The sequence below is a fragment of the Bradyrhizobium sp. CW1 genome, assembly GCF_023100665.1.
GTDB classification, from domain to species: Bacteria; Pseudomonadota; Alphaproteobacteria; order Rhizobiales; family Xanthobacteraceae; genus Bradyrhizobium; species Bradyrhizobium canariense_D.
The window spans coordinates 4,576,037-4,600,991 of the sequence record NZ_CP064684.1; the positions used below are offsets into that span (position 1 = coordinate 4,576,037).

Here is a 24,955-nt window from a genome sequence, read left to right on the forward strand (position 1 = left end):
CGGTCAGCGCGATTTGGCGGCGGCTTCCTTGGTCGTGACTTCCTTGGCATAGATCTCCGGCTTGAAGCCGACCAGCAGCTTGCCGCCGACTTCAAGCACCGGCCGCTTGATCATCGATGGTTGCGCTAGCATCAACGCCAGCGCCTTTTTCTCGGAGAGGCCTTCCTTGTCGGCATCGGGCAGCTTCTTGAAAGTCGTGCCGGCGCGGTTGAGCAGCGTCTCCCAACCGACCTTCTCGCTCCACTGCTTGAGCTTGTCCTTCTCCACGCCCGCCGTCTTGTAGTCGTGAAACGCGTAGGCGACGCCATGGCTGTCGAGCCAGGCGCGCGCCTTCTTCATGGTGTCGCAGTTCTTGATGCCGTAGATGATGTTGGGCAAAGCGTTCCTCGCGCATGCGTCGTATCGTGATCCCAAGGCGTTGTACGCAACTCCGGTTCGCGCGACAATATTGCGAAAACGATGCCAGCTCTTCGAACGGACACTCCATGCACGTCACCCACGATCCAGCCGCGACCGCATCGCCGACCATCGACTTCGACACTTTTCTCGCGGTCGATATCCGCGTCGGCACCATCGTCGATGCAAAGCCGTTCCCCGAGGCGCGCAAGCCGGCCTGGCGGCTGTGGATCGACTTCGGTCCCGCGATCGGCGTGCGCAAGAGCTCGGCGCAGATCACCGAAAATCATCCGCTTGAAACGCTAGTGGGCCAACAGGTGGCTGCGGTCGTGAATTTCCCGCCGCGCCAGATCGGCCCCGTTGTCTCGGAGGTGCTGACCCTCGGTTTCCCCGATGCCGACGGCAAGGTCGTGCTGGTGCAGCCGAGCAAGCCCGTGCCGAACGGCGGACGGCTGTTCTAGCACCGCGCGCTCAAGGGGCGGTTCCTGGCCGCCGGGGGCGCCCTTTAAGGTTCACCTCCTCGTTCCCGGCCCCCGGTTCCTCGGGGTTGACCACGATACTCTTTGAGCTAAAAATGACTGACTGATCGTTTTTTATCTTATCCAGTGCTACGGAACCGCTTGTCCTGCAGAACGACTAAACGATTGATCTGTCAGTTTTTTGTGGATGGCCGAATGCCGAAAATCAGCGACAAGCAACGTGAAGGCCGGCGGCAGCAGATTCTCGAAGCCGCCCTTGCCTGCTTCGCCGAGGACGGTTTTCACCAGACCGGGATGGCCGACATCGTCAAACGGTCGGGGCTGAGCCACGGTGCGGTCTATCTCTACTTCCAGAGCAAGGACGATCTGATCGAGGCACTCGCCGACGACCGGCATCGGCGCGAGGCCGTGCTCAATTCGGTCGCGCAAGGATCCGGCGATCCGATCGAAGGACTTCACGCGCTGGTCGGCGTCTACGCGCAATGGCTCACCGACTCCGCCGGCGAAGCGCGCCGCCGTGTCGGCATCCATGGCTGGGCCGAAGCCCTACGCAACCGCCGCGTCCGCACCAGCGTCGTGGAAGGCATCGACATACCCCGCGCCCTGATCGTCGCCCTGGTCGAGCGGGGCCAGCATGGCGGCCTCATCAAACGCGATCTCGGTGCGGAAGCGATCGCGCGCGTGCTGATCGCGATCTTCCAGGGTTTTGTGCTGCAAAAATGCTGGGGCCAGGATTTTGACATCGAGGCCTGCATGGCGGCCGTGACCAGCGTGATCGATGGATTTCGCACCACAAAGGCCGACGTCAAGCGACGGACCAGGAGCTGAGCGATGTCGTGGGTCCATGACCTGCTCGCAGGCATTGGGGTCGGCCTCATCGGCGGGCTGACATCGGGCTTCATGGGCACGAGTCCCGGAGGCGGCCTCGTGATTTTCAGCGTACTGCTACTGGGCGCCGAGCAACACGTCGCCCAGGGGACATCGCTGATCACGCAGGTTCCACCGACGGGACTCGCGGGCGTTCGCCGCTACTGGCAGAGCGGCAATCGCAGCCCGTTGCTGTGGATCGTCTGGATCGGCATCGGGTTTCTCTTCGGCGGTGCCGGCGGCGGCTACGCTGCGGCCGCAGTCTCCGACTCGGTGTTGCAATGGACCTACGTCGTCTATCTCGTCGCGCTGATCGCTCTCCTGATCCTGCGCAGCGACCGCGAGGAGAAAAGCAATGAGACCTGCGACCGAGACAAGCTGCCTTGGCTGCCGCTGCTCCTCATCGGCATGCTTGCCGGATTTTCCTCCGGCTTCATGGGCATCGGCGGTGGGCTCGCGATCACCGTCGGGCTCGCGGCGGGCCTGCGGGTGCCGCAGCATCAGGCCCAGCTCGTCAGCCTCGTCTTCTCGGTCATCCCGACCAATATTCCGGCGGCCTGGATCTACTGGAGCAAGGGCCTCATGGTCGGCTGGCCTGCCATCATCGGCATCCTTGCCGGCCTCTGGGTCGGCACCGATCTCGGCGCACGCGCGGCTAATGGCGTCAGCAAATCGGTGCTGCGCCGGGTCATGATCGCCCTCATCTTGCTGATGGCGCTCTACATGACCCACAAGGCGCTAACCTGATCTCACGGCCGCTTCGGAATGTTCAGCCCGCGCTCGACCGCCGGACGCGCCAGCCCGCGGTCGAGCCAGGCGGCGACGGATTTGAACTGGCTGAACTCGACGAGATCGCGGGCGCCGTAGAACCCGATGAGGTTGCGCACCCAGCCGAGCATGGAGATGTCCGCGATGGTGTAATCGTCGTCCATGAACCATTGCCGGCCGGCAAGATGCATCTCCATCACCCCGAGCAGCCGCTTGGCTTCGCCCACGTAGCGCTCGAGCGGCCGCTTGTCCTCGAAGTCCTTGCCGGCGAATTTGTGGAAAAAGCCGACCTGGCCGAACATCGGCCCGATGCCGCCCATCTGGAAATGCAGCCACTGGATGGTCTGATAACGGCGCGCGGCGTCCGGCGGCAGCAGCTTGCCGGTCTTCTCCGCGAGGTATTGCAGGATCGCTCCGGACTCGAACAGCGGCAGCGGCCTGCCGCCGCGACCATCGGGATCGAGGATCGCCGGGATCTTGCCGTTCGGATTGAGCGAGAGGAATTCCGGCGTCTTCTGGTCATCCTTGCCGAAATCGACGAGATGGACTTCGTAGGGAAGCCCGATCTCTTCCAGCATGATCGAGACCTTGACGCCGTTCGGCGTCGGTAGCGAATAAAGCTGGAGCAGCTCCGGGTGCTTGGCCGGCCAGCGCTTGGTGATGGGAAAGGCGGACAGATCGGACATCAGGACCCCGGCTTCGTTCATGAGATGCCGCCTAGTCTAGGCGAGCGGACGAACGACGCAAGGTCGAGTAGTCAGGTCATTTTCCCGTACAGGTCACAACGGCTGCAGCAAATGGTTGGTGGCGTGCATCACATCGCGCTGTGCGCGTTGCTCGATGAAGAGCTGGCCGGTGACGAGCAGTGCTCCGGTGAAGACGAGCGCAAGCATCGCGGTCGCGAACTGACTGACATCCCTCATCGGACGAGCTTCTCCGTGTTCGGTTCGCACGAGGAACGCGGGCCAGCCGGCGTCTGTTCCTGCAAGCTTCAAATAAATTGCAGCTTTTTCCCGGACCCTCGCACCCCGACGACCTCAATAATTGATCTCCATCCGCAAGCCTCGCGGATCGGGCTCCTCCCCGCCGAATCGCTGCGTGCTGTCGCGTGCCGCGATCGCGCAGGCACAGGCGTCGATCAGATCGTCACGGCCGATGCCGGTGCCATGTCGTTGCGTCAGCCATGTCGGCAAGCGCCCGAAGCCGTGCTGCTGCAGGAGTGCGATGCGCTGCCCGCGGCCCTCCGCCGATGTCTTCTTTGCAAGCCGTACCCGCCCAGCCAAATTCCAAAAAATCAATTGCGGATGGGCTTCGCCGATGGTCGTCTGCCGCGCCGGCGTCATGATCGCGTCGACGTCCCTGATCTTGTCCCTGATGTTCCAGAGCTGCGCCGATACGCCCCTGCCCTTGCGTTCGCGCTCCCAGTAGTGGCGATTGGCTGCCGCCATATCGGCGAACGTCCAGAGATCGCGGCGGGCGCCGAGAAACACGGCGGGACCGACCAGCTCGCGTGCGCGCAAATCGCAGATGCGATAACCACTCCATTTCAATCCGATCGGCATGTCGATCATCGCCCGGGCATGCGGCAGCGCGAGCAGCCGCTCAAGACCCGGCGAATAATCAAAGCCGTGATCGCCGCGCTGGTCGATCCAGGCGACGACCCAGCCGAAGCGAAATCCGTCGAGGCCGAGATAGTTTGGCAAGTTCCTGATCTCTGCGGGACATCCGCCCGCTCCTCTATCCCAGTTCCTCGCCCCGATGTCGCTCGAGCAGGCGCTGCGCCAGCAACGCGTGGCCGAGCGTGCCGCCGGCGCGAACCGCGGCCGCAATCAACGCGGCTTCCGCGATTTCTTCGCGCGCGCCGGCCTTCGCCGCCTGCGGCGTGTGCACGTCGAGGCAATAGGCGCATTGCGTGGTGAGCGCGACCGCGAGCGAGATCAGCTCGCGATATTTTGGCGGAACCAATCCGTCCTTGCGCTCGACCGCGTGGTTGAACGCAAGGAACGCGTTGGCCTCGACCGGCGCGAGCGCCACGAACGCCGGGATAGATTTCAGGTCGTCACGGCTTTGATAATCGGTCATGGCTCATCTCGTCAGATATTCGCGCATCAGGGCGCGGGCGCGATGCAGACGTGCCTTCACGGTCTGCCGGGTCGCGCCGAGCGCGACGGCGATCTCATCGATGGTCATTTCCTTGACGTCGCGCATCAGCGCGACGTCGCGGTAGTGCGGCGGCAGCGCCTCGAAGGCCGCCGCGATGTCGATCCGCAAATCGGCCTCAGAACGCGACAGCAGCAGCGCCTCCGCCTCTCCGTCGTCGATCGCCGGCGCGAGGCCTCCTTGCGGGCAAGTCGCAAGCATTCGCGGCGGACCACACTGAACAGCCAAGCCGAAACCGCCAGCCACGAGCGGATCGTGCCGACACGGCGAAACAGGATCCACAGCGCCTCCTGCGTCGCATCCTCGGCGTCCGCCGAGCTGCGACAGGTGGCGCGGGCGTAGCGGCGGATGTTCGGTTGCGCCGTCTCGAGCAGAGACGCGATCGCCTGGGGATCGCCGAGGCGCGGCGGCCTCGAACAGGTCCGGCGAGATCACAGCGGCGCTCACGACATGCCTCCCCTTCCGATGCCGGCCATCGCACACATCGGACAATAGCCGACGAGGCCGGTCAGCGCGAAGCCGGCACCGCCAAGTGCAACCAGCCACGCCGCAGCGCCGGTGAGATACACGACCGCCGCGACCGCCACCGCGACGCCAAAGGCGATCCGCACGGCCTGATGCAGGCCGCCGATGTTCTTTCTGTAAAATGCCATCACATTCTCCGAGATGAGCCGAAGCAAAATGCCTCGACCGTCAAGAGAGGGCGCGACGACCGGAAAGGATTCGCGGCAACCTGCAATTTTTTTCGCGATCAGCCTCCGACGGCCTGATAGGCCAGACGCTTGAACTCGAAGAAGAACGGATTCCAGAAGCCCATGTAGCGTTGCGTCATCAGCACACCGGCGGTATTTGCCTGCGGGCAGATCCACCAATGGGTGCCGGCAAGGCCGCCCCACTGGAATTCGCCGGTCGAATTCGGGGGATCGAACGGCATCGGCGCGAAGGTGACCGCGCCGCCGAGGCCAAAGCCCTTGCCGGGGATCGGGCCGAGATTGGCGAAGCGGATGTTCTCGCCGGCGGGCAACTGGTTCGTCATCATCTGCCGCAGCGTCTCCGGCTTCAGCAGAGCATCCGAGCCGGGGAGCAGCGCCCGTATCAAAGCGAGCATGTCGGGCAAGGTCGAGACCAGTCCGCCGCCGCCCGACAGCCGCGGGAATTGCCGCCGATAAGCCTGCGGATAAGGCAGGTCGTCGGCCCGGGTGAGGCCGGGCTTCATGGGATCGAGGACATCCGTGCCGTTGTAGAGCGCGACCAGCCTGCCCTGCTGCGCGTCCGGCACGTGGAAGCCGGTGTCGGTCATGCCGAGCGGCTCGAAAATGCGCGCCTTGAGCACGGCGTCGAGCGGCTTGCCGGAGACGACCTCCACGACACGCCCGAGCACGTCGGTCGCAACCGAATATTCCCAGGACGCGCCGGGATGAAAGGACAGCGGCAGATCGGCGAGCTGGTCGATCATGTCGGTCAGCGGCGTCAACGGATTGAGAACGCGCGCCTCGTTATAGCCTTTGAACAGCACCGTGCCGGGATCGAAGATGCCGTAGCTGAGGCCGGAGGTATGGGTCAGAAGCTGCCGGATCGTGATCGGGCTCTTCGCCGGTTCGACGTCGGCAAGGCTCAACGCGCCCGGCTTCAGAACCTTGCGATTGCCGAGTTGCGGCAGGAATTTCTCGACAACGTCATCGAGCCCGATGCGGCCTTCCTCGACCAGCAGCATGATCGCGCAGGTGACGAAGATCTTGGTATTGGAGAAGGCGCGAAAAATGTGATCGGGCCGCAGCGCGGTGCTGGTCTCGCGATCGGCGAAACCGACGCATTGCTGATCGACGACCTCGCGGCCCCGCAGCACCGCCCAGGATGCACCCGGAATGATCTCCTGATCGACGTAACGCTGCATTGCTGTCCGTGTGGCGGAAAAATCAGGTGTTCTGGCGTCCATGTGTTTCCCCAATGATGGATGGGATCGATATAGCGTGAATTCGCCAGATATGAAGCCTGACCGGACGGCGCGGCTCATCTCTGCTTCATGAACGCAGTCACGTGCAGGCGGCGCCGAGTCCGCATCCCCTGCCGCTGGTACAGCGCGATGGCCGACGAGTTGCTCGAGAACACGTGCAGGAACGGAATTTCGCTGCGCGCCTCGATCTGCCGCGCGACCGCCGCCAGCAGCGCCTGCGCGTAGCCCCGCCCCCGATGATCAGGGTGGACGCAGACGGCCGTCATCTCGACGAAATTGCCCGGCTTCATGCGCTCGCCGGCCATCGCGACCAATTCGCGGCCGGCGCGGATGCCGAGAAACGTCCCGAGTTCGTGCGTGCGCCGCGCGAATGGACCGGGCTTCGTCAGCTCCGTCAATGCCATCATGGCGGGAACGTCGGCTGCACCCAGCCGGACGATCTCGGCATCGCGAAGCGGGCTATCGGCCGGGGAGCCGATCATCTGCTCGCAGGGTCCGGCCAGCACGACCTTGAAACCGGCGGGAACGTCGACGGCCTCGGGTGTGAACAGCGCGGCGACCTGCGAGCCCGACAGGAGATTGCCGAGCTCGGCAAAGCTCGTCTCGGACATGTCGACTATGTCGGCAAAAGGCGTCACGTCCACCGGATAGCGCAGCGCTCCCGGGCCACCCTCGGCCAGATGTTTGTGGCTGGTCGTCAGCGCGCTCCAGATCGGGCGATCCAGTAGGGTCACGTCACCGTCGGACACCGGCCTAGTCCTTATCGAAGCTGACGATGACGGCGGCATTGGCGATGAGGATGGGGTCGTTACCCTGCTCCGCAGCCGAGGGAATCTCCAGCCCGCCCTTCACCGCGTTGACGGTGACGGTGCCGTAAGGCAGCTCCTTCGCGACCGCGTCCTTGTCGACGGCTTCGGGATTCGGCACCGCGATCGTGACGTCGACGAACATGTCGTTCGCAGTCTTGTCGATCATCCGGAAGAAGCCGAGGCTCGAATGCCTGATGGCATCAGAAACGGCACGCTTCGCCGCCTTGGTGGCGTCCCTGCCGTGAACGTCGACGCCCATCCCCATCTCGGTGATACAGCGAATGCGAGCCATGACCTTATTCCTGTGACTGATTGAGTGATGTGGAGTGTGGGGGATCGGACGGCACGATACAAGTGGAGTCGTTCCTCTCGTATCCCGGACGCGTGCGGCACGCAGAGGCGCTCCATCGTTGCGGCGTTGCAAGCCGCGTGCGCTGTGCTATCGCTCGGGCCATGACTCCCAAAACTTTCGAAACCCGCTGCCTGCGCCTGCCCGCCGTCACCAAGGTGGTGCAGTGGGAGGGCACCTCCGTGTTCAAGGTCGGCGGCAAGATGTTCGCACTCGGCGGCGGCTTTGCCGCGCGCTCCGGCGGCTACATGTTCAAGGTCTCGAACATGGCCTATGCGCTGCTGATCGAGCACGGGCTTGCGCGGCCGGCGCCGTATCTGGCGCGCGCCAAATGGGTGCAGCTCGTCGGCAACAACGCGCTGCCGGACGCCGAGCTCGCGGCCTATCTGGCGCAGGCGCACGCGCTGATCGCGGCGAAACTCACGCGGAAATCCCGCAAGGTCCTGGGCCTGGATTGAAGCGCAGTTCGCTGGTGAAGCGAAAACGTGCACTGATTGACTTCGATGATATGTCTGACTAAAGTCAGATATATCATGCTCGACCCTGTTTCCCGCGTCCGCCGCTTCAATCGTGCCGTCACGTCCGCTGTCGGCGCGCTCGACACGTCATTCCTGGGACGCGGGCGGCCACTGGGGGCGGCGCGCGTGCTCAACGCGATCGGGCATGGACGTTCGGACGTGGCCGAGATTCGCGACTATCTCGGCCTCGATTCCGGCCTGATGAGCCGCCTCCTGCGCAGCCTCGAGGACGAAGGGCTGGTCGAGACCAATGCGCATGAGGACGATGCGCGCCGCCGCGTCGCGACGTTGACACCTGCGGGCCGGCGCGAGTTCGCGGCCTACGAGGCGCTGTCGAATACGCAGGCCAAGGGCTTCCTCGCCCAGCATTCGCAACGCGAGGCGCTGCTGGCGGCGATGGATTTGATTGCTTCCGCGTTGACGCGCGAGCGGGTCACGCTGGACGAGATGGATCCGCGGAGCGAACAGGCCCGTTATTGCCTCGGCGAATATTATGGCGAGCTCGGCCGCCGCTTCAAGCAGGGGTTTGACGTCTCGCTGTCGCGCGATCCTGACGCCAAGGATATGCGCCGCCCGCGCGGCACGTTCATCGTCGCGATGTCGGACACGCTACCGGTCGGCTGCGTCGGGCTCAAGGGCACCGATCACGGCTATGCCGAGATCAAGCGGCTGTGGGTCGCACCGGCGGCGCGCGGATTGCGGCTTGGCCGGCGTCTGATGGACATGACCGAGGATGCTGCGCGCGGGCTCGGCATCAAGCTATTGCGGCTCGACACCAACAGCGCCCTGGCGGAGGCCAGCCAGCTCTACCGACGAAGCGGCTGGAGCGAGATCCCCCGCTTCAATGACGATCCCTACCCGGACCTGTTCTTCGAAAAACGTCTGTGAGCGCCTGCGCCGATTGCCCTGTTGCTGCGTTATGGCCGAAGCCGCAGGAGCACGCCATGACCAGGTCCGACCTCGCCGACATCTACCGCAATTACATCGCCTGCCTGAACCGGCAGGATTGGCCCGCGCTCGGACAGTTCGTCCACGATGATGTCGCCCACAATGCGCGACCATTCGGACTGTCCGGCTATCGTGCCATGCTGGAGCAGGATTTTCGCACAATTCCGGATCTGCATTTCAACATCGAGCTGCTGGTCTGCGATCCGCCCCACATCGCCGCCCGGCTGAAGTTCGATTGCACACCGGCTGGAACGTTTCTGGGGCTGGATGTGAACGGCAGGCGCGTGTCCTTCTGCGAAAACGTGTTCTATCGATTTCGCGACGGAAAAATACGGCAAGTGTGGTCCATCATCGACAAGCCCGCGATCGAGGCGCAGCTCTAGTGCTGCGCCTCGATGAACTTGCTTACGCCGCCGCCGGCGCCAACTCCGCTCGCGGCTTCGGGAACGGCTTGAAATTCATCGCCATCAGGAAGGCGCCGAGGCCCATCGCCCAGGAGGCGATATAGAGCCAGGCGTAGCTCGAGAACGCATCGTAGATCAGGCCGCCGGCGAGCGGGCCCGTGGCCATGCCGAGACTGCCGGCCATGGCGGTGCCGCCGATCACGGTGCCCATCATCTTGAGCGGGAAATTTTCGCGGATCAGCACCGCGTAGAGCGGCATGGTGCCGGCATAGATGAAGCCGAAGACGGCCCCGACGGCGTAGAACGTCGCGAGCTGATGCGCGAAGACATAGGCGAGTGCGCCGAAGGCCTGCAACAGCAGGCCCGAGACGAGCACGCGCTTGGCGCCGAAGCGGTCACCCATCAGGCCGAAGGCGATGCGTCCGCCGAGGCCGGCAAAGCCTTCGATACTGTAGATCGTCACCGCCGCGACCAGCGGGATGCCGCAGCTCACGGCATAGGAGACGGTGTGAATGATCGGACCGGAATGCGTGGCGCAGCAGAAGAAATTGGTCGCGAGCAGGATCAGGAATTGCGGCGAGCGCAGCGCCTCTCCCATCGACATCTCACCTTGCACGGCCCCCTCGCCCGCAGGCGCGGCCAAGGCGTGCGCGAGCGCCGGCGGGCGGCGCACCAGGAACGACACCGGAATCATGATGGCGCCGACCACCAGCGCCACGATCTGCATCGAGGTGCGCCAGTCATGGCCGGAGACGAGCCAGGCCGCGAGCGGCGCCATCGTCATCGGCGCCATGCCCATGCCGGCCGACACCAGCGAGACCGCGAGGCTGCGATGGGTGTCGAACCAGCCGGTCACGGTCGCCATCATCGGCGCGAAGATCGCCGCACAGGAAGCCCCGACCAGAAGCCCGAAGACGAATTGAAACGCCAGCAGCGAGGTGGCGTGGCTCGCCGCGAACAGGCTCACGGTCAGCACCGTCGATCCCGTCAGCACCACCGGCCGCGGCCCGAACCGGTCCGTCAACGTGCCCCAGGCCATGCTGGTGAAGGCCATCGCCAGAAAGCCGATCGTCATCGCGCTGGAGATGCCGGTTACGGACCAGCCGGTATCCTTTGCGATCGGCTGCAGGAACACCGGCAGCGAAAACATGCCGCCGATGGCGACGCACCCGAGCAAGCCGCCCGCGGCGACGATCACCCAGCGATAGGAGGAAGCGTTCATTTTGGTCTCCCGTCAGATCTGTCTGGGTGGAAGACGAATGGGAACATGGTGGGCCGACAGGCCGACGCAAGTTTTTGCGGCACGCTTTTGTGACCTGCCAAACAAAAAATGCGAAAACAACCCCATGCACAGTAGCCGGGCGCTTTGGGATCAAGGACTTACAGCGCAGCTCTTTGCAGTGCGAAGGAAGACCCGCCGTTTGACTCGTCGGGCAAAACACCTGCATGATGGCATCATCCCGCCGCTATTGAATTCGTCCCGTCGCGAACGCGATCGTCCGCCTTCTCGCGCGCCATCCGGCCTTGCCGTGCGGAACTGGCCGTGCGGATGCGGCGAAATCCGTGACCGGGTTCGACGACGCGCCTGGCGCTCCGCGATGTGCCAGGCCACGCAACGCTAGAGAACTGCAGGGAAATGCTTATGCCGAAAATCGACATCGCTGCCGTACCCGCCCGCAAGGGCGCCGGCTACCCCGCGCCCTTCGATGCACCTTGCGCCGATCGGGTCCGGCAGCGGCTCGGCAATGCCGGAGGCTTGTCCGATTTCGGCGTCAACCTGATGCGCTTGCCGCCCGGCAACTGGTCGAGCCAGCGGCATTGGCACTCGCATGAGGACGAATTCGTCTATGTCCTCGAAGGCGAAGTGACGCTGATCGAGGACAAATGCGAGATCGTGCTCCGCGCCGGTGACTGCGCCGCCTTCGCGAAAAACAGCGGCAACGGCCATCACTTGATCAACCGTTCGAGCGCCATCGCCCTCTATCTCGAAGTCGGCTCTCGCTCGCCCGACGATCTCACGATTTGCTCCGACATCGACATGATGAGCGCCAACTCCGACGGCCGATTCGTGCACAAGGACGGCACGCCCTATCCGGACGGGTGAGCGTCCGCGACAAGGCTTGAATGGCAAGGCTTCAAACAGCCGCGCTACGCCGCCACTCGCCGACCGTGAGCCACACCGCCGAGACCAGGAAGTAGAGCGCACCGACTGCAGCATAGCCCGCGACATTCGCGATCGAGGGAATCGCGGGCATCGTGGCCTGAAAGATGAAGAAGCCGCCTGCGAGAGCCGACTGGCCCCCGCTGAGCACCATGGCCCATTGCGCGCCAAAACTCCGCCAGCGCTGGATGGCCGTTCCGAGTTGGAGCAATCCCGACAGGATCGCCCATGCCCCGAAGATTCCGAGCACCCGGTTCATGCTCATCTGCAAGGTCACAAGCACCGCGACGGTGGTCGCCAGGCTGACCACAACGTTCAGAGCCTGCGGGCGGCTTTGAGCGAGTCCGCCGCTGCGAACCGCGTCCGCGAAGTTGGCAGCGGCGTCCCATGCGGGATAGAGGACGAGCAAGGCGCCGGCGATCACTGGAGAAGAAGCCCCGGCGGCAAACGCAGCAGCGACCCAGGCAACCGAGAACGCCGCTCGCACGAAGTAATATTGCTTCAGCCATCGCTCGCGGTCGCAATGAACCGGATTCAATTGATATCGCGCCATCGCAGTCTCTCCTATACCTACTAGTTGGTAGTTTTCTTACACAACGAAACCGTCTTCGATCCAGCCCACTTGCTGGCTATCGTCATCGTCTCGCCGATGTCTCTCAGTGCTTGTTGGACAGCCGGTCCAGCAGCGGGGTGGTAATCACACCGAACATCTTTGGATCGCCATAGGCACGCGCCGACAGCATGGCGCCGTGAATGGTCGCCATGAATCCTTCGGCCTCGACGCGGGCTGTGCCGGAGAGTTTGAGTTGCCCTTTCCGCTTGCCACGCTCCATGACGGCCGTCAGCCAGGAAGCCAAGGAGCGGAAGTGCGCACGGACTTCGAGCGCAACCTCCTCCGGCAGGATCGGAAGCTCGCTGGCCAGCAGCGCGCACACACAGAACGGCGCTGTCGCATCATTGATGCACGCCTTCCAGTACGCGACATAGTTTTCGAGCTGGTCGCGCGGATCAGGGACATTGCGCTCGAGCGCGGACAGTCCCGCCTCGGCTTCGGCGCGGTAGCGCGACACGAGCGTGCGGACCAGATCGACCTTGCTGGCGAAATGATGGTGGATGCTCGGCTTGCGGATACCGACCACCTCAGCCACGTCGGCGTAGCTGAAACCATTGTAGCCGCCCGCGATGATCAAGCTGCGCGCGCAGGCCAGGATGTCGTCGGCTGTCGAGGAAACGTGAGTCATGGTCCCTAGCTACCTTCCAGTTGGTAGGGCGTCAAGAACGGGATGCTTCAACCATCCGTGAGTGCTAGGAGCTTGCATGACCATTCGCCCGATCGTCCGCTATCCCGACCGCCGGCTCGCGATGCCGGCTCACCCCGTCACCGCGTTCGACGATGCGCTCCGCGAGCTTGCAAATGATCTGCTCGAGACCATGCGCGCCGCGCCCGGCATCGGCATCACGGCGCCGCATTTCGGCGTGCCCTTGCGCGTCGTCGTGCTCGAGCTCGACGCCAGGGACGGTGCACAGACCTATGTCAATCCGGAGATCGAATGGGCCTCACCCGAGATGATCCTGCATCGCGAAGGCAGCGTCTCGATGCCCGGCGTCAACGACGAGGTCCAGCGCCACGCCCGCGTGCGGATCAGCTATCGGGATCTCGACGGCAGCATGCACAAAGAGGAGTCGGAAGCCTTGCGTGCTGTCTGCCACCAGCACGAGATCGACCAGCTCGACGGCATGTTCTGGATCCAGCGCCTGTCGCGGCTGAAGCGGGAGCGGCTGGTGAAGAGGTTCGAGAAGATGTCGCGCGAGTGAGCGGGCCGGCAAATATCCGGCTTGTGTGAAATCGCGCCGGCCCGTTGGGAGGGAGACGAATGACATATTCAGGTCGTTGTGCCTGCGGCGCGGTTTGTTACACCATTGCGTCCGCGCCGATCCGCGGCTTCCAATGCCAGTGCAGCGACTGTCAGCGCGATACCGGCAGCGGCCACAGCTCCATCTTCGTGTTCGCGCGCAGCGCAGTCGCGGTGACAGGCGAGGTGCGCGAAATCGAGCGCACTGCCGTCAGCGGCGCGGTCAAGCGCAAAGGGTTCTGTCCGAACTGCGGCTCGCCCATCTACAACAAGCCGGACGAGAAGCCGGACTTAATCAGCATCTATGTCGGCACGCTGGACGATGCCAGCACGTTCAAACCGTCCGTCGTGCTGTTCTGCTCGCGCGGATATGCCTGGGATCACCTCGATCCCGAGATTCCCAAACTCCCGGATGGCACCCGGGATCGCGCTGATTTCTTGCAGATTGGGGGACAGCCAATGGCGATGAGCTTCGAGCTATCGATGCTGCCCGCCGCAATCGTCTGGGGCTTTGTACAGCTTGTCGCCGCCGCGCAGGCCGCGAACCTGCAGTACGGCCTCAGATGGGCCGCCAGCCCGGGCGACACCGAGATGCCGCCGCTTAAGCCCATCCCCCGCCGGGCAAAGAACGGAAACGTCTCCATGAGGCGTGGCCGCGATGCCTTCACGCCCGCTTCCCGCTCCGCTTGCTCATTGGCGCGTTACGACGCTCGCGTTTGCCGCGCGCGATTTCCGTCGCCAGCGCATCCAGCTTCGGCTCCCAGAAATTGCGGAACTGACCGATCCATGCATCCACCGCTTGGAGGCCCGCAGCATCGACCGAATAGAGCCGTCTTTGCGCCTCCGCCCGAACCGTCGCGAAGCCGCTCTCGCGCAGCACCTTGAGGTGCTGCGACACGGCGGCCTGCGTGATCCCGAACTCCGCTCCGATCACTTCGACGACCTCGCCGGACGCCATCTCGCCGGGCGCAAGCAGCTCGAGGATGCGACGGCGGACGGGGTCGGCAAGGACCTCGAAGATTTGCATCAGCTTCCTGTGCCCGGATGCGCCACGTCGGGCGGCGTCTCGCCGCGATAGAAAGCGATGGTACGGTCCGACCGCTGTTTCGCGGACGCAGGATCCACGCCGCTTGCGACATGCGCTGCGCGCCAATACTCGCCGCTGCTCGTCATGAATTCCTTGCCCGCGGGAGAGCCCATCCATGCCTCGGCCGTCTCATGGTCGACCGATGCCCCGGTCGCAACATATCGCTCCAGCCCGGCAATGGCGAGATCCCAGCCGATCCCGACTGCCCCTGGACCGAACTGATTCCAATGATCCTCGATCATCGCGGTGTGCTCGAGCGTCAGCCGCGCCTGGCTTCGTTCTGCCGTCAGCTTGACGTCGATCCAGCTCATCGCGCCGCCGAATTCCCAGGTCGCCGCAAAATGGGTCGGCGGCGTACATGCCGTGATGGTCCCGCCTGCATTCCCCTTGAGCTGGTATTTTCCGCCGAGCCGGAGATCTCCCTCGACCGGCAAGAACCAGCGCGGAATGCGTTGCTCGCTGGTCACTGCGTCCCAGAGATCGTCGACGCTGGTCTCGTAAAGCCGCGTCAGTGTCACCGCACTGGCTGCCTTCCCGTCCTTCTCGAAATTCCTCACCGAACGCGTAACCAGCCCTAATACCCTGACGACGTCGATCTCCATGGCGCTCCTCCTTGTCGTTTCGTGCCAGGATTAATATCGGTCGAAGCTATGCATGGTTTCACGAGTACGACAGCAGCCGGGCTGCAACGCGTGGTCCGCACGCAAGCGGGGGCCGTGCGTGGCGGCCCGCGCGATGCAAGCGGCGTGATCACTGACGTGGGCGTCATCCCAATATTTCGTAACCGTCGGTGAACTCTGCGTAACATCTCTCAGATAGCGGGCGAGAGATTTGTTGTCTTCCGAAACCGCCATGGCTCCTCACGTCAAAAATCCAAGGTCGTCGGCAGGCATATCTTCAACACCATGACTGCGAGCATACGATCGCCGCTCTGGCCTGTCGTGGGACCTCGGTATAGACGGGGCCGGCGGTCATATCCATGACCACGTTCTGGCGCGCGGTGGACTTCCTCGGCCAGGCACAATTCCATCAAGATCTAGCAGACGCCGGAACGAAAAAGGGGAGCCCGCATGTCGCGGGCACCCCCTCCTGCATTCCGACGTGATGCGGCTGTTACCGGCCGGCAGGCTCCAATGCCTTTTGCACCATCGCGGTGTCGACATATTGGGTCATGCTGGCGATCTTGCCGTCCTTCACCAGATAGAGATGCGCGAAATTGGCGCGCATGGACTTGCCCGTCGCCTTGTAGGTCCCGGAGTAGACGCCGAAGGCGGCGACGCGGTCGCCGTCTTCGAGATAGGTGTGAACGTCGGCGCGGTAGCCGGTCCATTCGGTGGCGAGACGCCGGAACACGCCTGATATGATCGCGTCCGCCCCGACATAGGTGCCCGCGTATGGAAACCCTTCCGCTTCGGTCCATGCGGCATCGGGAGCGAGAGCGGCCAGCAAGTTGCGGCCGTTCTCTTCCGACGATGATCCCTCATAGGTGGCGCGGATCAGGTCGAGGTTCGCCCCCATCTCAACCCCACTTCATCTCGCCGGTGGCGACCTTGGCGCCGATGTCGAGCGCAACGCCCATGCCGAGGCCGGGGAAGCGCGCTTCCATCGCCGCCTTGAGCGCCGCCGAATCCTTGGTTTTGGCCAACTCTTCGTCGAACGCCTTGAGGTAGGCGATGGTGTGCTCGACACCGGACAGGTCGGTCTTCGCATCCGCCGACAAATGGCCGGGCACGACGATCGCCGGCTTGCGCGCCGCGATCTTTTCGAGATTGGCGATCCAGGCGGCACGCTGCTCCCTGGTCGGCGTGTCGGCGGTCCAGACATGGACGCCGGAGAAGATCAGGACGCCGCCGAACACCGCGTTGAGCGAGGGTACGAACAGATAGCGCCGGTTGGCCAGGCCGTCGGCGCTGACGATCTCGATGGTCTCGCCGTCGACGCTGAGCGTCTTGCCGTCGAACGCTTCGGGGATGACCACATCGGCCAGCACCTGCGGGCCGTTCGCCTTGAGCTGCGGGCCCCAGACGGCAAGCTTCTTTTCGACGCTGGCGTGAATGGCCGCCAATGTCGCTGGCGACGCGAGCACGCGGGCCTCGGGGAAGACAGCCTTGATCGCGCCGAGGCTGAAATAATAATCCGGGTCCGACTGGCTGATATAGATGGTGGTGAGCTTCTTGCCGGTGGCCTTGATGGCGTCGGCGACAGCCTTGCCATCGGACAGCGTGAAGCCGCCATCGATCAGCACGGCTTCGCTTGGTCCGGACACCAGAACGGGCGCCCGGAAGAAGCCGTTCTGTCCGGCCGGAAAATGCTTCCAGGCGAGCCCGCCCGCGGCATGGCCGAGGCCTGCGGGTGCGAAGACGGCGGCGGCGCCCGCGGCGAGAGTGGTTTTCATGATGGTTCTCCTTGTCGGCATGTTGGTCTCCTGGTGCTAGTCTGCGATTGGGAAATTCACACTGATCGTCGGGTCGTGTTGACCGCTGCGCTCAGGCCGCCTTCAGTCCGTCGATCAGGACGTTCAGGCCGCCGAACAGGGCGCTTGCCTGCACGAGGCGGCGGTCATCGCCGGCCCCTACGATCAGGGCCGGGACGCCGCTGACGCCGAACCGGCGCATCTCGGCACGCGCGGCCTCGAGGCGTGCGCGATACGCGGCGATCAACGCGGCGTCGGGGCTCGCCAGGCGCGCGGCAACCTCCGGCAAATTCATCGCGCGCAGCACATCCGACAGAACGGAGATGTCCGTGCTGTCGCGGCCCTCGACATAGCGGACGAGCTGGAAGGCCTTCAGCGCCGCGAACTCCCGATCAGGCGCCGTGAGCGCGACAGCCGTGAGCGCCAGTGTCGCCGGACCGGAATCGAACAGGCGCGTACGGTCGCCCAGCACATCGCGGCGATAGGCTTCGCTGAAGGGCTGGCCGCTCAAGCGCGAAATCCGCTGGTCGTTGCTCCAGGCATAAGCGGCAAAGCCGTCGTCCATCGGACGGGCGCCCTCGCCGGCGAACAGACCTGTCGGCGCAAGTTCGACAGCGAAATCCGGACGGGTCACGAGCTGTTCGAGCAGCGTGGCGGCGCCGTAGCACCAGCCGCAGAGCGGATCGAACAGGTAGGTGATTTGAATGGGCGCGGACATGGCGATCTCCTTGAACCGCAATGTGGCACGCGCACATTGGTAGATAAATATCAACAAAACAGACATAATGTATTGTATTGACTGACAATAAATCTGACCGGGCAGAACCCATGAACCTGAACCGACTGGCCTATTTCGCAGCCGTCGTGGACAGCGGATCGTTCACGCGGGCCTCCGAACGGCTCGGCATCACCAAGGCCGTGGTGAGCCAGCAGGTGGCGCAGCTGGAGCGCGATCTCGGCACCAGCCTGCTCGTGCGCACGACGCGCCGGGTTCATCCGACCGAGGCGGGCCGCATGTTTCATGCGCGCTGCGTCATGATCCTGCGCGAAGCGGAGGATGCCTTCGACGAGCTCGCTCAGGCAGCCGCCGCGCCGACCGGCACCTTGCGGATCACGGCGCCCAACGACTACGGCACCGCCGTCGTCGTCGCCGTCGTCACGGCCTACGCGGCACGCTATCCCCACTGCCGCGTGGAGTTGACGCTCGAAGATCAGACGGTCGACCTCGCCTCAGGCCAGATCGACATGGCGATCCGTGTGGGGTGGCTGGTCGATTCCAGCCTGCAGGCGCGCAAGATCGGATCGTTCCGGCAATGTCTGGTCGGCGCTCCCGCATTCGCGGATCGGATCGCCGCCGCGCGCGATCCCGACGAATTGGTGACGCTACCGTTCATCGCCAACATGGCGCTGCGCGAGCCGTTGCTGTGGCAGTTCTCGCGCGGTGATCTCGACCGACGCGCCGTGCGCCTGCAGGCGAGCATCGCCATCGACACGACGCCGGGGGTGCTCGCAGCGGTGCTCGCCGGCGGCGGCCTTTCGGTGCTGCCGGATTTCCTGGTGGCCGACGATCTCGCGGCGGGCCGCCTCATCCACATCCTGCCGCAATGGCAACTGCCCTCCGGCGGCATCCACACGGTCTACCCAGCGGCTCGCTTCCGTCCGCCCAAAGTGACGGCGTTTGTGGAGATGCTGATTGCGGCTCAGCGGCGGGCGGGTACGAGCGCATGAGCCGTATGGTTTTGCTTATTGCTTGAAACAATGCTCGCGGTGCCACTTTAAGAAGTGCGGATGTGGCCGATCTGACGCACGACGCGGCGCAAGAGCGCGCCCCGTCTTGTTGATGATCGATTGCACTCCCTCCAGATCGTTTGTCTGGCGCGAGATCAATATCTCCAGATCGTCCGCGAAGCTGATGAGACCACGATCAAACATCCAATGTGCGGTGCCCGAAAGAGCAACGCCATTGCTGATGATGTCCGGCCCGTTTGCCTCGACGGAGCGTATGTGAGCCGCCGCGACCTCCGCGCGCCCCATTCCATTGATGAGCTTGAGGCCGGTGACGGCGCAACGCTCTTCATAGGCACGCAGCACGATGCGACGGAAAACTCGATCACGCAGGACTTTCGAGATCGTTACGCTAACACGGTCGCGCTGCTGCTCAACCGCGAATGGCACCTGCGGCTGGTCGTTAAGATCGAGCGATGGAAGGTCGCCGTCGCGCCGCGGCAGCAGCGGCGCGTTCTCCGCGAAGCCAAGCTCGCATATTCTATTGAAATCGTCGGGAGAGATTGGGCGGACTGCGGACTGAGCGCGTCCTGAAATCCGCCCCTGTTCGTTAAGAACACCGCGCTCTACTGGACCCGTCGGTCCGTTGAATGGGACTGAATTGGCAAAATCGAGATAGCTTCCCGGTTCCATTAAAGCGAGATACATCCCGGAAGTACCGGGATCGGGAAGAACCTGCTGAACCCGAGCAATTGCAAAGTAACCGCGCGTTTCAGCAACCTTGCTCGGTTCGTAATATACTATCCAATCGCCGATGCAGGCTTCAACGCGATGAAGATATTGACTGGGAAATTGGTACTGCTCAGCGGGGCTGTCGTCGTAGATCGAGTCCAATCGATGGATGAATACCCCAAACCCCATGACCTAAGCGGCGCTGCCTCTCCAGGAAACAACACCCAGCGATGCTGGATCAATAGCAGTCACAACCCTACTCCCACTCGATTGTTTCGGAAGCACGATAACGCATTGATCTGTCGAGGCCAAGCTTTCCGCCCACGACCCGCCCCGCGTCACTCGCGCGCCACCGACAGCCCCGCCAGCAGCGGCGCGTACGCGGCGAGCCTGCGTGATACGAACTCCGTGAACAGCCGCACGCGCTTGGTCTTGCGCGTCTCTCCCTGCGTGAGGAGCCAGACCGTTCCGTACATGTGCAGGTCGGTCCCCGGCACCCGCACCAGCAGCGGGTCGGCATCGCCGACGAAGCACGGCAGTGTCGTGATCCCCAGCCCTTGCCGGACAGCAGCGATCTGCGCTCCGGCGTCACTGGTCCTGAATGGAACGTCCGTGGTGCGAACCTCGCCCGCGCTGGCCCAATCCGGGATGCCGTGCATGCTGATGACGATCCAGCGGAAGGGATCCGGCGCGCCCGCACGCCACGCGGCCAGTCGATCCCTGGACATGTAGACGGCGCCGAACAGCTCCGGTCCCTTCATGCCATGAAGATTTTGCGGCAGGGTTTTGCGCTCGTAGACGACGCGGATCGCGACGTCGGCCTCACGGTTGGTCAGATTTGCCAGTTCGCCGAACGACAGGACATCCATCTCGATATCGGGATGCAGACGCGCGAAATCGGCGAAATCAGGCATCAGCAAATGTGTCGCCATCGGCGGCGCCAGCGTCACCCGCAGACGCCCGCGCACGCTCTGATCGCGCCCGAACACGCGCGTCTCCAGCTGGTGTGACGAGGCTTCCATCTGGTCGGCGAATTCGAGGACCTCCTCGCCCGCAGCCGTCAGCCGGTAGCCCGAAGGCAGCTTTTCGAACATCTGGACCCCAAGGCGTTCCTCGAGCTGGGCGATGCGTCGCAGCACGGTCGCGTGGTTCACGCCGAGGTGCTCGGCGGCCGCCCGCACCGAGCCTCCCCGCGCGACGGCTAGAAAATAGCGAACATCGTCCCAGTCGATCATGGTGCAATCCCGCACCGCGCGGTGCGCCTTTCAAGCCGTATCTGATGCCTCCTACAGCAGTATGGGCGGTGATCATAGCCGGTTCCGGCCAGCAGGGCCCATTCTGAGCGACGGACACCGATCGTCGCCGTCGGCGTTAGTCGTCCGGCCGGATCGATTTCGCACCACCGATGTGCGCGCTTCCGCACTCAACGCCTAGGGCCGGCGGACCTATGTCGGGGTCCTCGGGGGCAGATGCTGCCCCGACACCACGACAGGAGACATTATGGGAAAGCTTGACGGCAAGGTTGCAGTCATCACGGGTGGCGCGACCGGCATCGGCCGCGCCGCGGCAAAGCGCTTCATCGAGGATGGCGCTTTCGTCTTCATCTTCGGCCGCCGACAGCAAGCCCTCGACGCTGCTGTCGCCGCCCTCGGGCCTAATGCACGCGCGGTGAAGGGCTCGGTCTCGGATGAGGCCGACCTCGACCGGCTCTACGCGGCGGTGAAGGCCGAGCGCGGAACCCTCGACATCGTCTTCGCCAATGCCGGCGCGGGAAGTCAGCTTGCGCTCGGCAAGATCACCGCCGCGCACATCGACGAAACCTTCGACACCAATGTGAAGGGTACGATTTTCACGGTGCAGAAGGCGCTGCCGCTGATGCGCCGGGGCGGTTCGATCATCCTGACGGGATCGAGCGCCGGCACCACGGGCGCCCCGGCCATGAGCGCCTACAGCGCGAGCAAGGCGGCCGTGCGCAACCTCGCGCGGACCTGGGCGGAGGACCTGAAAGGCAGCGGCATCCGGGTCAACGTGCTGTCGCCCGGAGCGACCGCGACCGAACTCGCGAAGGAAGCGCTGGGCGAAGAGGGACAGAAGGTGTTCGCCGCGATGACTCCGCTGCAGCGCATGGCCGATCCGGCGGAGATCGGGGCGGTGGCTGCCTTTCTCGCCTCCTCGGACAGCAGCTTCATGACCGCCAGCGAAGTCGCCGTCGACGGCGGCCTGGCGCAACTCTGATCCCGGCGCGGTCCCGCGCCTGGCCCACACACAATGAAAGATAAACATCATGAAAAAACTAGAAGGCAAGATCGCCGTCATCACCGGCGGCAGCAGCGGCATTGGATTGGCCACGGCCAAGCGCTTCGTGGACGAAGGTGCGCACGTCGTGATCACCGGGCGACGCGAGAAAGAGCTGAAGGAGGCCGCAGCCTTCATCGAGAGAAACGTGACGACGGTCGTGAGCGACGTGTCGCGCCTGGAAGATCTGGAGCGGCTCTATGCCGTCGTGAAGGAGAAACATGGTCACATCGACATTCTCTTCGCGAACGCAGGCGCGGGGACAATCGCGCCGCTCGCGCTAGCGACCAAGGCCCATTTCGACCAGACCTTCGATGTGAACGTGAAGGGCCTGTTCTTTACGGTGCAGAAAGCCCTCCCCCTCTTTAAGGACGGCGGTTCGATCATCCTGAACTCTTCGGTGTCGAACGTGAAGGGGCTGCCGGGGTTCAGCGTCTACGCCGCGAGCAAGGCGGCGGTGCGCAGCTTCTCGCGCGCTTGGACGCTGGAGCTGAAGGACCGCAAAATCCGCGTCAATACGATGAGCCCCGGGCCAACGGAGACCCCCGCCCTGGAGACGACGACGGGCTTGACCCGCGAGCAAGCCGAGCAAGCGGCCAGCCAATTTGCTTCACAGGTCCCGATGGGTCGCAGGGGCAAGCCGGAGGAAATCGCGGCTGCCGTCACGTTCCTCGCCTCCGATGAAAGTTCTTACATCACCGGCGTGGATCTCGCCGTCGATGGCGGCATGGCCCAGGTCTGACCGCGCCATCGACACAAGTTCGGAGAAACATCATGAGCTACGCAATCATCGGCTTCGGCCCTATCGGCCAAGCCCTGGCCAGCGCGTTTGCCCGCAACGGCATCGAAGTCTCCGTTGCAACCACGCGCGACCCGGAAAGCTTTACATCCGCCGCGGCCGTGATCGGACCCTCGATCATTCCCAAAAAGCTGGCGGACGCCGTCAAGGCGGAGATCGTCTTTTTGGCGGTCCGTTTCGAGTCGCACCAGGATGTCGCGAAAGCGCTGCCCACCTGGCAGGGCAAGACGATCGTCGATGTGACCAACGCCTACGGCGTGCCGCCTGAGAAACTGGGGGGACAACCTTCGTCCAAGGCCCTCGCGCAAGCCTTCACCGGCGGTCGACTGGTCAAGGGCTTCAACCATTTGGGTGCTGCCGTCCTTGCCCAGGATCCGGCCGTCCATGGTGGCAGGAGAGTCGTCGTTCCTGGCGAGCGACGATGACGCTGCCGCAGCGGCGATTGGCACGCTTGCGGAAACTCTCGGCTTCGCGCCGATCAAGCTCGGCGGGCTTTCGGAAGGCGGGCTGCTTGTGCAGGCGCGCGGAAACAGCTGGGGCCATCTGATCTTCAAGGATTTGGTCAAGTTCGACTGATGAACACGAGGACACGAAGCATGCGATCGGATCGAGCGCGATCCGATCGGAGCGAAATGGAGAAATTCCCATGAGTATCGAGACAAACATCCAGACCGTGAAGGACTTCTTCGCCGCGATCGGCCGAGGCGACAGGGAAACTCTGCTGGCGCTGATCGCCGACGACATCGAGTGGATCATCCCCGGTGAGGACTGGCCGCTGGCCGGAACGCATCGCGGGCACGACGGGGTGGCGGATTTGCTCGAGACGGCATCCAAGTCGATCGAAACGTCCACCGAACCCCGCGAGTTCGTGGCGCAAGGAGACCGGGTCCTGGTCGTCGGATTCGCAAAGGGAAAGATCAAAGCCACGAACAAGACGTTTAGGGACGACTGGGTCTTCGCCATCACCGTTCGCAACGGCAAACTGACGAACATCCGGGAGTACGTCGACACGCAGGCACTGGCACGAGCCGCGCGCGTGTCGAATGCCCAAGCCTAAAGGAAATCCAGATGTACGACCAATCCAAGCTGTCCGAGTTGATCCGGTTCGCACGTATCGATGCGGGCGCCACCGTGATCGACGTTTACCCAGGCGACGGCGACTGGACCCGTCTCTTTTCCGACATCGTGGGAAGCGAAGGACGGGTTGACAGCTTCGTGCCGGCTGAAGTCGCCCACTTCAAGAACGATCCGGTCGGCCGCATGCGGACGCTTGCGAAGGAGCCGGGCCGAGAGAACGTCGAAGCCGTCTCGGCGGACCTCCTGGCGATGCCGCAGGCCACGCAGGCAGCGGATGTGCTGTGGCTGCACCTGTTCTACCACGATCTCCACACCGCGCTGATCCAGGCCCGGGGCGCGAGGGCGGCCGACTTCAATCGCGCTGTCTACGAGCGGCTGAAGCCCGGCGGGTGCTACGTCATCGTCGACCACGCCGCCGCGCTCGGGGCGGGCACGACCGAGGCCCAATCGCTGCATCGGATTGAGCCTGCATCCGTTCGCAAGGAGGTGGAGGCGGCCGGCTTCGTGCTGGACGCGGAAAGCACCCTGCTCGCGAACAAGGACGATCCGCACACGATCAAGGTGTTCGATCCCGCGATCAAGGGAAAGACCGATCGCTTCGCCTATCGGTTCGTGAAGCCGTGACAGAGATCGTAGGGCGGATTAGCGAAGCGTAATCTGCCATCTTGCGCGCGACTCGGCGAGAGAGGCCGGATTTGCGGCTAATCCGCCCTACGCATCCGCTGCAGGTCAATTTCGGTTCTTGAGCTTTCGATGCAACCGGATCACTTTTTAGTCCTGCCGTCAGATGGCAGCTCCGCCGACCCGCCGATTTTGTTCGAGACCACGTAGATGTCGACGCCGCTCATCGAGCATTCCTCGCTTGATGCTTGGCTTTTCGTGATGACCTCGATCGTCTTGCCATCCTTGGTGTGAAACGTGATGTCGTAAACCTGCTGGTAGAGGTCTTTGCCGATCTTTTCGGATGCGAGACGAACGGCCTTGGTCTGCGCCTCGATCACTGATGGGATATCAATCAGGCCGGCGTTCTTGAGGTGCACGAGGGCCATGTTATTGGGCCAACTCGCGCAGTCCGGAGACTTCGCCAGAGCCACCGCAGCCGGCATGGCAAATATTGCGGCCATCACCACTTTCAACGCGGCGCGCATCAGCATGCCTCGG

General features: G+C 63.7%; 33 protein-coding genes and 3 pseudogenes. 15 read left to right on the plus strand and 21 right to left on the minus strand.

Annotated features, from left to right (window positions below):
- Positions 1–3: 3 nt before the first annotated feature.
- Positions 4–378: an ArsC family reductase gene (locus IVB54_RS22555; RefSeq protein WP_018459155.1), complete on the minus strand. Its 375-nt coding sequence runs from the start codon at positions 376–378 to the stop codon at positions 4–6.
- 107 nt (positions 379–485) lie between these two features.
- Between IVB54_RS22555 and IVB54_RS22560 the strand changes: the two genes are divergently transcribed.
- The 3 genes from IVB54_RS22560 to IVB54_RS22570 all read left to right on the plus strand — a co-directional run bounded on the left by IVB54_RS22560 (position 486) and on the right by IVB54_RS22570 (position 2,489).
- On the plus strand, positions 486–857 hold the full coding sequence (locus IVB54_RS22560; RefSeq protein WP_018459156.1) for a tRNA-binding protein: 372 nt from the start codon (positions 486–488) through the stop codon (positions 855–857).
- Positions 858–1,070: 213 nt separating this feature from the next.
- Positions 1,071–1,703 (plus strand): TetR/AcrR family transcriptional regulator, encoded by a 633-nt coding sequence (locus tag IVB54_RS22565; protein ID WP_018459157.1) that lies wholly within the window; start codon positions 1,071–1,073, stop codon positions 1,701–1,703.
- Positions 1,704–1,706: 3 nt separating this feature from the next.
- The gene (locus IVB54_RS22570) at positions 1,707–2,489 is read left to right on the plus strand and encodes a sulfite exporter TauE/SafE family protein (protein WP_018459158.1); all 783 of its coding nucleotides are present in this window, start codon (positions 1,707–1,709) and stop codon (positions 2,487–2,489) included.
- Between the two features lie 2 nt (positions 2,490–2,491).
- Here IVB54_RS22570 and IVB54_RS22575 read toward each other — a convergent pair whose 3' ends face one another.
- The 9 genes and pseudogenes from IVB54_RS22575 to IVB54_RS22620 form a co-directional block, all read right to left on the minus strand.
- Positions 2,492–3,196 carry a glutathione S-transferase N-terminal domain-containing protein gene (locus IVB54_RS22575; RefSeq protein WP_026233746.1) on the minus strand — a complete coding sequence of 235 codons (705 nt, stop codon included), beginning with the start codon at positions 3,194–3,196 and terminating at the stop codon, positions 2,492–2,494.
- A gap of 93 nt (positions 3,197–3,289) precedes the next feature.
- A complete protein-coding gene (locus IVB54_RS22580) occupies positions 3,290–3,433 on the minus strand; it encodes a hypothetical protein (RefSeq protein WP_018459160.1) in 144 nt (47 codons plus the stop codon).
- Between the two features lie 114 nt (positions 3,434–3,547).
- Entirely contained in the window at positions 3,548–4,213 is a 666-nt protein-coding gene (locus IVB54_RS22585) for a DUF429 domain-containing protein (protein ID WP_018459161.1), read from the minus strand.
- Between the two features lie 34 nt (positions 4,214–4,247).
- Positions 4,248–4,592, minus strand: coding sequence for a carboxymuconolactone decarboxylase family protein (locus IVB54_RS22590; protein ID WP_018459162.1), 345 nt, complete (start codon positions 4,590–4,592; stop codon positions 4,248–4,250).
- A 3-nt stretch (positions 4,593–4,595) separates the two neighbouring features.
- A pseudogene (locus IVB54_RS41695) lies at positions 4,596–5,117 on the minus strand (sigma-70 family RNA polymerase sigma factor).
- A complete protein-coding gene (locus IVB54_RS22605; RefSeq protein ID WP_026233747.1) occupies positions 5,114–5,323 on the minus strand; it encodes a DUF2892 domain-containing protein in 210 nt (69 codons plus the stop codon). Before IVB54_RS22605 ends, IVB54_RS41695 begins: the two are co-directional and overlap by 4 nt.
- Before the next feature lie 98 nt (positions 5,324–5,421).
- Complete coding sequence (locus tag IVB54_RS22610) at positions 5,422–6,606, minus strand: serine hydrolase domain-containing protein (RefSeq protein WP_026233748.1); 1,185 nt, start codon at positions 6,604–6,606, stop codon at positions 5,422–5,424.
- Positions 6,607–6,680: 74 nt separating this feature from the next.
- The gene (locus IVB54_RS22615) at positions 6,681–7,373 is read right to left on the minus strand and encodes a GNAT family N-acetyltransferase (protein WP_018459165.1); all 693 of its coding nucleotides are present in this window, start codon (positions 7,371–7,373) and stop codon (positions 6,681–6,683) included.
- A gap of 4 nt (positions 7,374–7,377) precedes the next feature.
- Positions 7,378–7,725: a Lin0512 family protein gene (locus tag IVB54_RS22620; protein WP_026233749.1), complete on the minus strand. Its 348-nt coding sequence runs from the start codon at positions 7,723–7,725 to the stop codon at positions 7,378–7,380.
- 161 nt (positions 7,726–7,886) lie between these two features.
- Here IVB54_RS22620 and IVB54_RS22625 point away from each other — a divergent pair, with 161 nt between their 5' ends.
- From IVB54_RS22625 to IVB54_RS22635, 3 genes are all read left to right on the plus strand, one after another.
- Complete coding sequence (locus tag IVB54_RS22625) at positions 7,887–8,240, plus strand: MmcQ/YjbR family DNA-binding protein (RefSeq protein ID WP_018459167.1); 354 nt, start codon at positions 7,887–7,889, stop codon at positions 8,238–8,240.
- Between the two features lie 75 nt (positions 8,241–8,315).
- Entirely contained in the window at positions 8,316–9,188 is an 873-nt protein-coding gene (locus IVB54_RS22630) for a bifunctional helix-turn-helix transcriptional regulator/GNAT family N-acetyltransferase (RefSeq protein WP_018459168.1), read from the plus strand.
- Between the two features lie 56 nt (positions 9,189–9,244).
- Positions 9,245–9,631 (plus strand): ester cyclase, encoded by a 387-nt coding sequence (locus IVB54_RS22635; RefSeq protein ID WP_026233750.1) that lies wholly within the window; start codon positions 9,245–9,247, stop codon positions 9,629–9,631.
- 22 nt (positions 9,632–9,653) lie between these two features.
- Here IVB54_RS22635 and IVB54_RS22640 read toward each other — a convergent pair whose 3' ends face one another.
- On the minus strand, positions 9,654–10,874 hold the full coding sequence (locus tag IVB54_RS22640; RefSeq protein WP_018459170.1) for an MFS transporter: 1,221 nt from the start codon (positions 10,872–10,874) through the stop codon (positions 9,654–9,656).
- Positions 10,875–11,294: 420 nt separating this feature from the next.
- Here IVB54_RS22640 and IVB54_RS22645 point away from each other — a divergent pair, with 420 nt between their 5' ends.
- Positions 11,295–11,756, plus strand: coding sequence for a cupin domain-containing protein (locus IVB54_RS22645; RefSeq protein WP_018459171.1), 462 nt, complete (start codon positions 11,295–11,297; stop codon positions 11,754–11,756).
- Positions 11,757–11,787: 31 nt separating this feature from the next.
- Here the strand turns inward: IVB54_RS22645 and IVB54_RS22650 are convergent, their stop codons facing one another.
- Positions 11,788–12,366 (minus strand): membrane protein, encoded by a 579-nt coding sequence (locus tag IVB54_RS22650; RefSeq protein WP_018459172.1) that lies wholly within the window; start codon positions 12,364–12,366, stop codon positions 11,788–11,790.
- A 103-nt stretch (positions 12,367–12,469) separates the two neighbouring features.
- Positions 12,470–13,054: a TetR/AcrR family transcriptional regulator gene (locus IVB54_RS22655; RefSeq protein ID WP_085352877.1), complete on the minus strand. Its 585-nt coding sequence runs from the start codon at positions 13,052–13,054 to the stop codon at positions 12,470–12,472.
- A gap of 76 nt (positions 13,055–13,130) precedes the next feature.
- Here IVB54_RS22655 and IVB54_RS22660 point away from each other — a divergent pair, with 76 nt between their 5' ends.
- Both IVB54_RS22660 and IVB54_RS22665 read left to right on the plus strand, forming a co-directional pair.
- Positions 13,131–13,628 (plus strand): peptide deformylase, encoded by a 498-nt coding sequence (locus tag IVB54_RS22660; protein WP_018459174.1) that lies wholly within the window; start codon positions 13,131–13,133, stop codon positions 13,626–13,628.
- A gap of 59 nt (positions 13,629–13,687) precedes the next feature.
- A pseudogene (locus tag IVB54_RS22665) lies at positions 13,688–13,969 on the plus strand (GFA family protein); the annotation flags it as partial.
- Positions 13,970–14,330: 361 nt separating this feature from the next.
- On the opposite strand, the gene IVB54_RS22670 reads toward IVB54_RS22665, so the two are convergent.
- From IVB54_RS22670 to IVB54_RS22690, 5 genes are all read right to left on the minus strand, one after another.
- On the minus strand, positions 14,331–14,693 hold the full coding sequence (locus tag IVB54_RS22670) for a metalloregulator ArsR/SmtB family transcription factor (RefSeq protein ID WP_018459176.1): 363 nt from the start codon (positions 14,691–14,693) through the stop codon (positions 14,331–14,333).
- Positions 14,693–15,355 (minus strand): SRPBCC family protein, encoded by a 663-nt coding sequence (locus tag IVB54_RS22675; RefSeq protein WP_018459177.1) that lies wholly within the window; start codon positions 15,353–15,355, stop codon positions 14,693–14,695. Before IVB54_RS22675 ends, IVB54_RS22670 begins: the two co-directional genes overlap by 1 nt.
- A gap of 511 nt (positions 15,356–15,866) precedes the next feature.
- Positions 15,867–16,271 carry a nuclear transport factor 2 family protein gene (locus tag IVB54_RS22680; protein WP_085352867.1) on the minus strand — a complete coding sequence of 135 codons (405 nt, stop codon included), beginning with the start codon at positions 16,269–16,271 and terminating at the stop codon, positions 15,867–15,869.
- Between the two features lies 1 nt (position 16,272).
- Positions 16,273–17,169, minus strand: a complete 897-nt coding sequence (locus tag IVB54_RS22685; RefSeq protein WP_026233752.1) for an MBL fold metallo-hydrolase — start codon at positions 17,167–17,169, stop codon at positions 16,273–16,275.
- Between the two features lie 70 nt (positions 17,170–17,239).
- Complete coding sequence (locus tag IVB54_RS22690) at positions 17,240–17,884, minus strand: DsbA family protein (RefSeq protein ID WP_039800702.1); 645 nt, start codon at positions 17,882–17,884, stop codon at positions 17,240–17,242.
- A 110-nt stretch (positions 17,885–17,994) separates the two neighbouring features.
- Between IVB54_RS22690 and IVB54_RS22695 the strand changes: the two genes are divergently transcribed.
- Complete coding sequence (locus tag IVB54_RS22695; RefSeq protein ID WP_018459181.1) at positions 17,995–18,894, plus strand: LysR family transcriptional regulator; 900 nt, start codon at positions 17,995–17,997, stop codon at positions 18,892–18,894.
- 15 nt (positions 18,895–18,909) lie between these two features.
- On the opposite strand, the gene IVB54_RS22700 is transcribed toward IVB54_RS22695, so the two are convergent.
- Entirely contained in the window at positions 18,910–19,812 is a 903-nt protein-coding gene (locus IVB54_RS22700) for an HNH endonuclease (protein WP_039800641.1), read from the minus strand.
- A gap of 149 nt (positions 19,813–19,961) precedes the next feature.
- Positions 19,962–20,858: a LysR family transcriptional regulator gene (locus IVB54_RS22705; RefSeq protein WP_018459184.1), complete on the minus strand. Its 897-nt coding sequence runs from the start codon at positions 20,856–20,858 to the stop codon at positions 19,962–19,964.
- Positions 20,859–21,123: 265 nt separating this feature from the next.
- Between IVB54_RS22705 and IVB54_RS22710 the strand changes: the two genes are divergently transcribed.
- The 5 genes and pseudogenes from IVB54_RS22710 (at position 21,124) to IVB54_RS22730 (ending at position 24,418) form a co-directional block, all read left to right on the plus strand.
- Positions 21,124–21,858, plus strand: coding sequence for an SDR family oxidoreductase (locus tag IVB54_RS22710; protein ID WP_018459185.1), 735 nt, complete (start codon positions 21,124–21,126; stop codon positions 21,856–21,858).
- A 49-nt stretch (positions 21,859–21,907) separates the two neighbouring features.
- Positions 21,908–22,660: a glucose 1-dehydrogenase gene (locus tag IVB54_RS22715; RefSeq protein WP_018459186.1), complete on the plus strand. Its 753-nt coding sequence runs from the start codon at positions 21,908–21,910 to the stop codon at positions 22,658–22,660.
- A gap of 32 nt (positions 22,661–22,692) precedes the next feature.
- Positions 22,693–23,293 (plus strand): annotated as a pseudogene (locus tag IVB54_RS22720) (NAD(P)-binding domain-containing protein).
- Between the two features lie 70 nt (positions 23,294–23,363).
- Positions 23,364–23,774: a nuclear transport factor 2 family protein gene (locus IVB54_RS22725; RefSeq protein ID WP_018459187.1), complete on the plus strand. Its 411-nt coding sequence runs from the start codon at positions 23,364–23,366 to the stop codon at positions 23,772–23,774.
- 11 nt (positions 23,775–23,785) lie between these two features.
- Positions 23,786–24,418, plus strand: coding sequence for a class I SAM-dependent methyltransferase (locus IVB54_RS22730; protein ID WP_018459188.1), 633 nt, complete (start codon positions 23,786–23,788; stop codon positions 24,416–24,418).
- 140 nt (positions 24,419–24,558) lie between these two features.
- Here the strand turns inward: IVB54_RS22730 and IVB54_RS22735 are convergent, their stop codons facing one another.
- Entirely contained in the window at positions 24,559–24,948 is a 390-nt protein-coding gene (locus IVB54_RS22735; RefSeq protein WP_018459189.1) for a hypothetical protein, read from the minus strand.
- Positions 24,949–24,955 lie beyond the last annotated feature (7 nt).

Excerpts from the sequence above, each read along its gene's own strand:
- IVB54_RS22560 (WP_018459156.1), top strand. The coding sequence starts at position 486 with ATGCACGTCACCCACGATCCAGCCGCGACCGCATCGCCGACCATCGAC.
- IVB54_RS22565 (WP_018459157.1), top strand. The coding sequence starts at position 1,071 with ATGCCGAAAATCAGCGACAAGCAACGTGAAGGCCGGCGGCAGCAGATT.
- IVB54_RS22570 (WP_018459158.1), top strand. The coding sequence starts at position 1,707 with ATGTCGTGGGTCCATGACCTGCTCGCAGGCATTGGGGTCGGCCTCATC.
- IVB54_RS22575 (WP_026233746.1), bottom strand. The coding sequence starts at position 3,196 with ATGTCCGATCTGTCCGCCTTTCCCATCACCAAGCGCTGGCCGGCCAAG.
- IVB54_RS22580 (WP_018459160.1), bottom strand. The coding sequence starts at position 3,433 with ATGAGGGATGTCAGTCAGTTCGCGACCGCGATGCTTGCGCTCGTCTTC.
- IVB54_RS22590 (WP_018459162.1), bottom strand. The coding sequence starts at position 4,592 with ATGACCGATTATCAAAGCCGTGACGACCTGAAATCTATCCCGGCGTTC.
- IVB54_RS22605 (WP_026233747.1), bottom strand. The coding sequence starts at position 5,323 with ATGGCATTTTACAGAAAGAACATCGGCGGCCTGCATCAGGCCGTGCGG.
- IVB54_RS22610 (WP_026233748.1), bottom strand. The coding sequence starts at position 6,606 with ATGGACGCCAGAACACCTGATTTTTCCGCCACACGGACAGCAATGCAG.
- IVB54_RS22620 (WP_026233749.1), bottom strand. The coding sequence starts at position 7,725 with ATGGCTCGCATTCGCTGTATCACCGAGATGGGGATGGGCGTCGACGTT.
- IVB54_RS22625 (WP_018459167.1), top strand. The coding sequence starts at position 7,887 with ATGACTCCCAAAACTTTCGAAACCCGCTGCCTGCGCCTGCCCGCCGTC.
- IVB54_RS22630 (WP_018459168.1), top strand. The coding sequence starts at position 8,316 with ATGCTCGACCCTGTTTCCCGCGTCCGCCGCTTCAATCGTGCCGTCACG.
- IVB54_RS22635 (WP_026233750.1), top strand. The coding sequence starts at position 9,245 with ATGACCAGGTCCGACCTCGCCGACATCTACCGCAATTACATCGCCTGC.
- IVB54_RS22640 (WP_018459170.1), bottom strand. The coding sequence starts at position 10,874 with ATGAACGCTTCCTCCTATCGCTGGGTGATCGTCGCCGCGGGCGGCTTG.
- IVB54_RS22645 (WP_018459171.1), top strand. The coding sequence starts at position 11,295 with ATGCCGAAAATCGACATCGCTGCCGTACCCGCCCGCAAGGGCGCCGGC.
- IVB54_RS22650 (WP_018459172.1), bottom strand. The coding sequence starts at position 12,366 with ATGGCGCGATATCAATTGAATCCGGTTCATTGCGACCGCGAGCGATGG.
- IVB54_RS22655 (WP_085352877.1), bottom strand. The coding sequence starts at position 13,054 with ATGACTCACGTTTCCTCGACAGCCGACGACATCCTGGCCTGCGCGCGC.
- IVB54_RS22660 (WP_018459174.1), top strand. The coding sequence starts at position 13,131 with ATGACCATTCGCCCGATCGTCCGCTATCCCGACCGCCGGCTCGCGATG.
- IVB54_RS22670 (WP_018459176.1), bottom strand. The coding sequence starts at position 14,693 with ATGCAAATCTTCGAGGTCCTTGCCGACCCCGTCCGCCGTCGCATCCTC.
- IVB54_RS22675 (WP_018459177.1), bottom strand. The coding sequence starts at position 15,355 with ATGGAGATCGACGTCGTCAGGGTATTAGGGCTGGTTACGCGTTCGGTG.
- IVB54_RS22680 (WP_085352867.1), bottom strand. The coding sequence starts at position 16,271 with ATGGGGGCGAACCTCGACCTGATCCGCGCCACCTATGAGGGATCATCG.
- IVB54_RS22685 (WP_026233752.1), bottom strand. The coding sequence starts at position 17,169 with ATGCCGACAAGGAGAACCATCATGAAAACCACTCTCGCCGCGGGCGCC.
- IVB54_RS22690 (WP_039800702.1), bottom strand. The coding sequence starts at position 17,884 with ATGTCCGCGCCCATTCAAATCACCTACCTGTTCGATCCGCTCTGCGGC.
- IVB54_RS22695 (WP_018459181.1), top strand. The coding sequence starts at position 17,995 with ATGAACCTGAACCGACTGGCCTATTTCGCAGCCGTCGTGGACAGCGGA.
- IVB54_RS22700 (WP_039800641.1), bottom strand. The coding sequence starts at position 19,812 with ATGGGGTTTGGGGTATTCATCCATCGATTGGACTCGATCTACGACGAC.
- IVB54_RS22705 (WP_018459184.1), bottom strand. The coding sequence starts at position 20,858 with ATGATCGACTGGGACGATGTTCGCTATTTTCTAGCCGTCGCGCGGGGA.
- IVB54_RS22710 (WP_018459185.1), top strand. The coding sequence starts at position 21,124 with ATGGGAAAGCTTGACGGCAAGGTTGCAGTCATCACGGGTGGCGCGACC.
- IVB54_RS22715 (WP_018459186.1), top strand. The coding sequence starts at position 21,908 with ATGAAAAAACTAGAAGGCAAGATCGCCGTCATCACCGGCGGCAGCAGC.
- IVB54_RS22725 (WP_018459187.1), top strand. The coding sequence starts at position 23,364 with ATGAGTATCGAGACAAACATCCAGACCGTGAAGGACTTCTTCGCCGCG.
- IVB54_RS22730 (WP_018459188.1), top strand. The coding sequence starts at position 23,786 with ATGTACGACCAATCCAAGCTGTCCGAGTTGATCCGGTTCGCACGTATC.
- IVB54_RS22735 (WP_018459189.1), bottom strand. The coding sequence starts at position 24,948 with ATGCTGATGCGCGCCGCGTTGAAAGTGGTGATGGCCGCAATATTTGCC.